Source organism: Canibacter zhuwentaonis (genome assembly GCF_018531145.1).
GTDB lineage: Bacteria > Actinomycetota > Actinomycetes > Actinomycetales > Microbacteriaceae > Canibacter > Canibacter zhuwentaonis.
On the sequence record NZ_JAHDSZ010000020.1, the window covers coordinates 1 to 5728 of the forward strand.

Consider the following 5728-nt stretch of genomic DNA (forward strand, 5'->3'; position numbering starts at 1 on the left):
TTTTTGGGTGACGCGCCCGGGTTTGTGATTGGGTTTTGTGTTTTGTTTGGGGTGTGTGTATAGTTGTTGTTTGTTGGCGGGGTGGTTTAACCGGTTGAGGGGCAGTTTTGCTTGGTTTCTGGTTGGTTTGCTGCCTTGTTTTTGCTTGCAGGCTTCGGGGGTTTAACCATTTAGGTGGTTTGGTTACGTGGTTTGTTTGGTCTTTGAGAACTCAATAGTGTGCACTTGAAACATCAGGGAAGCATTTTCTTGATGAAGTAATTGATCGTTAATTTTTTTGGTTAACATTCTGGATTGTCAGAATCGTTTGCTATGGTCAAATCTTTATGTTTTTATGGAGAGTTTGATCCTGGCTCAGGACGAACGCTGGCGGCGTGCTTAACACATGCAAGTCGAACGATGATGCACTGGTTTACTGGTGTTGATTAGTGGCGAACGGGTGAGTAACACGTGAGTAACCTGCCCTTCACTCTGGGATAAGCGCTAGAAATGGTGTCTAATACTGGATATGACAGTTGGCCGCATGGCTGGTTGTGGAAAGTTTTTTCGGTGAGGGATGGGCTCGCGGCCTATCAGTTTGATGGTGAGGTAGTGGCTTACCATGGCGACGACGGGTAGCCGGCCTGAGAGGGTGACCGGCCACACTGGGACTGAGACACGGCCCAGACTCCTACGGGAGGCAGCAGTGGGGAATATTGCACAATGGGCGCAAGCCTGATGCAGCAACGCCGCGTGGGGGATGACGGCCTTCGGGTTGTAAACCTCTTTTAGCAGGGAAGAAGCGTTTGTGTGACGGTACCTGCAGAAAAAGCACCGGCTAACTACGTGCCAGCAGCCGCGGTAATACGTAGGGTGCAAGCGTTGTCCGGAATTATTGGGCGTAAAGAGCTCGTAGGTGGTTTGTCGCGTCTGCTGTGAAATCCTAAGGCTTAACTTTAGACTTGCAGTGGGTACGGGCAGGCTTGAGTGCGGTAGGGGAGATTGGAATTCCTGGTGTAGCGGTGGAATGCGCAGATATCAGGAGGAACACCGATGGCGAAGGCAGATCTCTGGGCCGTTACTGACGCTGAGGAGCGAAAGCATGGGGAGCGAACAGGATTAGATACCCTGGTAGTCCATGCCGTAAACGTTGGGAACTAGATGTAGGGGTCATTTCGTGGTTTCTGTGTCGACGCTAACGCATTAAGTTCCCCGCCTGGGGAGTACGGTCGCAAGGCTAAAACTCAAAGGAATTGACGGGGGCCCGCACAAGCGGCGGAGCATGCGGATTAATTCGATGCAACGCGAAGAACCTTACCAAGGCTTGACATATAGAAGAATACTGTAGAGATACAGGGCTCTTTGGACACTTTTATACAGGTGGTGCATGGTTGTCGTCAGCTCGTGTCGTGAGATGTTCGGTTAAGTCCGGTAACGAGCGCAACCCTTGTCTTATGTTGCCAGCGGGTTATGCCGGGGACTCATGGGATACTGCCGTGGTTAACACGGGGGAAGGTGGGGATGACGTCAAATCATCATGCCCTTTATGTCTTGGGCTTCACGCATGCTACAATGGCCGGTACAGTGGGTTGCGATATCGTAAGGTGGAGCGAATCTCTAAAAGCCGGTCTCAGTTCGGATTGGGGTCTGCAACTCGACCCCATGAAGTCGGAGTCGCTAGTAATCGCAGATCAGCAATGCTGCGGTGAATACGTTCCCGGGCCTTGTACACACCGCCCGTCAAGTCATGAAAGTCGGTAACACCCGAAGCTGGTGGCCTAACCATTTTTTTGGGGGGAGCTGTCTAAGGTGGGACTGGTGATTAGGACTAAGTCGTAACAAGGTAGCCGTACCGGAAGGTGCGGCTGGATCACCTCCTTTCTAAGGAGTAGTAATGTTTTTGGTTGGTTGTTTTGTTTTGGGTTTGTTTGGTTTGTTGTTTTGGGTGTATACTGTTGGGGTTCTGGGAGACTGGGGCTGTGGCTCTCTTTTTTTGGGGGTTGTGGTTTGGTTTTCTTGTCTTCTTGCTGGGATTGTCTTTTTGGGTGGTTTTGGTTTGAGGGTTGGTACGTTGGAAACTACATAGTGGACGCGAGCATCTTGCAACACTTTTTTGTGTTGTTTTTTGTTTAATGCGATTTTTTTGTTTTGTAAGTTCTTAAGAGCGAACGGTGGATGCCTTGGTATCTGGAGCCGAAGAAGGACGTGGTAATCTGCGATAAGCCTCGGTGAGTTGATAAACGAGCTGTGATCCGAGGATTTCCGAATGGGGGAACCCAGCGAGAGCCTTTTGGGGTTTCTTGTTACTCCCGTCTGAATGTATAGGGCGGGTTGAGGGAACGTGGGGAAGTGAAACATCTTAGTACCCATAGGAAGAGAAAACAATAGTGATTCCGGGAGTAGTGGCGAGCGAAACTGGATGAGGCTAAACTGTGCGTGTGTGATACTTGGTAGGGGTTGCGCGTGCGGGGTTGTGGGACATGCTTGATGCTTCTACTAGAGTGTCGGCGTTTTGTGTGCGTGTAGGAGAATGCTTTGGAAAGAGTGACCGGAGTGGGTGATAGTCCCGTATCTGAAATGCGTGTGCGGCGTTTGTGTGTATCCCGAGTAGCGCGGGACTCGTGGAATCTCGTGTGAATCTGCCAGGACCACCTGGTAAGCCTAAATACTTCTAGATAACCGATAGTGGATTAGTACCGTGAGGGAAAGGTGAAAAGTACCCCGGGAGGGGAGTGAAATAGTACCTGAAACCGTTTGCTTACAATCCGTCAGAGCCCTTTTTTTGTTGGGGTGATGGCGTGCCTTTTGAAGAATGAGCCTGCGAGTTAGCAGCATGTGGCGAGGTTAACCCGTGTGGGGTAGTCGTAGCGAAAGCGAGTCTGAATAGGGCGTTTGAGTCGCGTGTTCTAGACCCGAAGCGAAGTGATCTAGCCATGGCCAGGTTGAAGCATGTGTAAGAGTGTGTGGAGGACCGAACCCACTTAGGTTGAAAACTGAGGGGATGAGCTGTGGTTAGGGGTGAAAGGCCAATCAAACTTCGTGATAGCTGGTTCTCTCCGAAATGCATTTAGGTGCAGCGTTACGTGTTTCTTGCTGGAGGTAGAGCTACTGGATGGCTGATGGGCCCTACAAGGTTACTGAGGTCAGCTAAACTCCGAATGCTGGTAAGTAAGAGCGTGGCAGTGAGACTGTGGGGGATAATCTTCATGGTCGAGAGGGAAACAACCCAGATCATCATTTAAGGTCCCTAAGTGTGTGCTAAGTGGAAAAGGATGTGGAGTTGCTTAGACAACCAGGAGGTTGGCTTAGAAGCAGCTATCCTTGAAAGAGTGCGTAATAGCTCACTGGTCAAGTGATTCCGCGCCGATAATGTAGCGGGGCTTAAGCACACCACCGAAGATATGGCAGTCAGTAGTTGTGCTGGCCTGTGAGGGTTCAGTTTGCTGGTTGGGTAGGAGAGCGTCGTGTTATGGGTGAAGCAGCGGAGTGATCTTGTTGTGGATGTGACACGAGTGAGAATGCAGGCATGAGTAGCGAAAGACGGGTGAGAAACCCGTCCTCCGGAAGACCAAGGGTTCCAGGGTTAAGTTAATCTGCCCTGGGTAAGTCGGGGCCTAAGGCGAGGCCGACAGGCGTAGTCGATGGATAACGGGTTGATATTCCCGTACCGGCTGGTGGCCGTTTAACATGAGCTAGCGAGTGCTAAGAGGAACGTTGCTGGCTGGGCTCTTTTTGGGTTTGGTTGGTGGTTGTTTTTTGGACCCGGTGTTGGTGAGTGAGCGTGAGGTGTGACGCAGGAAGGTAGGTGATCCCGGGCGGTGGTTGTCCCGGGCTAAGCGTGTAGCTTGTTTCTTATTAATAGTTTGAAGCGTGTGGGTGAGGCGTGATGGGGAGCTGTTTTGGTGAAGTCATTGATCCTATGCTGTCGAGAAAAGCATCGGCGTGAGGTTGTTGGTTGCCCGTACCCTAAACCGACTCAGGTGGTCAGGTAGAGAATACTAAGGAGATCGAGATAATCGTGGTGAAGGAACTCGGCAAAATGCCCCCGTAACTTCGGGAGAAGGGGGGCCATCGGCTTGTACCAGCTTTGCGTTGGGAAGGGTTTGGTGGCCGCAGAGACTAGTGGGAAGCGACTGTTTATTAAAAACACAGGTCCGTGCTAACAGGTAATTGGATGTATACGGACTGACGCCTGCCCGGTGCTGGAAGGTTAAGAGGAGAGGTTAATGGCCTTTTGGTTGTGAAGCTTTGAGTTTAAGCCCCAGTAAACGGCGGTGGTAACTATAACCATCCTAAGGTAGCGAAATTCCTTGTCGGGTAAGTTCCGACCTGCACGAATGGCGTAACGACTTCTCAGCTGTCTCCACCATGAACTCGGCGAAATTGCATTACGAGTAAAGATGCTCGTTACGCGCAGCAGGACGGAAAGACCCCGTGACCTTTACTATAGCTTGGTATTGGTGTTTGGTGTGGCTTGTGTAGGATAGGTGGGAGATGTTGAAGCGGGCACGCTAGTGTTTGTGGAGTCGTTGTTGAAATACCACTCTGGTCATTTTGGATATCTAACTTTGAGCCCTGATCGGGTTTAGGGACAGTGCCTGGTGGGTAGTTTAACTGGGGCGGTTGCCTCCTAAAGAGTAACGGAGGCGCCCAAAGGTTCCCTCAGTCTGGTTGGTAATCAGGTGGTGAGTGTAAGTGTATAAGGGAGCTTGACTGTGAGACTGACAGGTCGAGCAGGGACGAAAGTCGGGACTAGTGATCCGGCAGTGGCTTGTGGAAGCGCTGTCGCTCAACGGATAAAAGGTACCTCGGGGATAACAGGCTGATCTTGCCCAAGAGTTCATATCGACGGCATGGTTTGGCACCTCGATGTCGGCTCGTCGCATCCTGGGGCTGGAGTTGGTCCCAAGGGTTGGGCTGTTCGCCCATTAAAGCGGTACGCGAGCTGGGTTTAGAACGTCGTGAGACAGTTCGGTCCCTATCCGCTGCGTGCGTTGGAAATTTGAGAGGATCTGGCCCTAGTACGAGAGGACCGGGTTGGACGGACCTCTGGTGTGCCAGTTGTACTGCCAAGTGCATGGCTGGTTGGCTACGTTCGGGATGGATAACCGCTGAAGGCATCTAAGCGGGAAGCCGGCCTTGAGATGAGATTTCCTTGCCATTTGTTTGGTGTGAGGTTCCCTATAGATTATGGGGTTGATAGGCTGGGTATGGAAGCGTGGTAACGCGTGGAGTTGACTGGTACTAATAGACCGAAGGCTTACAAAACCCCCCTTCTTCCGTTTTTTGTGTGGTTGTGGTGTTGGTTGTGTTAGCGAGTTTGGTGTTTGCGTCTGCTTTGTGGTTTCGAGTGTATCGAAACTGGTTGTAATGTTTTTTCGGTGGTTATAGCGTCAGGGAAACGCCCGGTCTCTTTCCGAACCCGGAAGCTAAGGCTGACAGCGCTGATGGTACTGCACTTGGGAGGGTGTGGGAGAGTAGGTCACTGCCGGAAATCGTTTTTTGGGGGGGTTGCGTGTTTACGTGACCCCCCCTTTTTTTTTTTGTTTGTGGGTGTGTTTGGTTTGTTGTGTTTGGTTGGTGCTGGTGTGTTGTTGGGGTGGGTGTTGCAGCCGAGCTTGTAGCACGCAGACGGTTACGGGCTCGTGTGTAACACTCACGTGCTGGGGGCAACAGCCGGCAGGTGGTTTGATTGTTCTGCTGTCAGCCCCTGCAGGCTGGTTGGTGCGCCACCCGGGCCACCACCCGG

The 5728-nt window shown here is 51.6% G+C and carries 1 protein-coding gene and 3 rRNA genes; all 4 read left to right on the plus strand.

The features are described 5' to 3' along the window. Nucleotides 1-331: 331 nt before the first annotated feature. A 16S ribosomal RNA gene (locus KJY78_RS06385) occupies nucleotides 332-1860 on the plus strand. A 13-nt stretch (nucleotides 1861-1873) separates the two neighbouring features. Beyond that, a complete protein-coding gene (locus KJY78_RS06390) occupies nucleotides 1874-2065 on the plus strand; it encodes a hypothetical protein (RefSeq protein ID WP_214337776.1) in 192 nt (63 codons plus the stop codon). 62 nt (nucleotides 2066-2127) lie between these two features. Further along, nucleotides 2128-5247, plus strand: a 23S ribosomal RNA gene (locus tag KJY78_RS06395). Nucleotides 5248-5356: 109 nt separating this feature from the next. Continuing rightward, nucleotides 5357-5473 (plus strand): 5S ribosomal RNA (gene rrf, locus KJY78_RS06400). Together the 16S, 23S and 5S rRNA genes form the textbook arrangement of a ribosomal RNA operon. The last annotated feature ends 255 nt before the right edge of the window (nucleotides 5474-5728 follow it).

What these genes read in the sequence shown, in the direction of transcription:
- KJY78_RS06390 (WP_214337776.1), top strand. Translation starts at nt 1,874, where the DNA reads ATGTTTTTGGTTGGTTGTTTTGTTTTGGGTTTGTTTGGTTTGTTGTTT.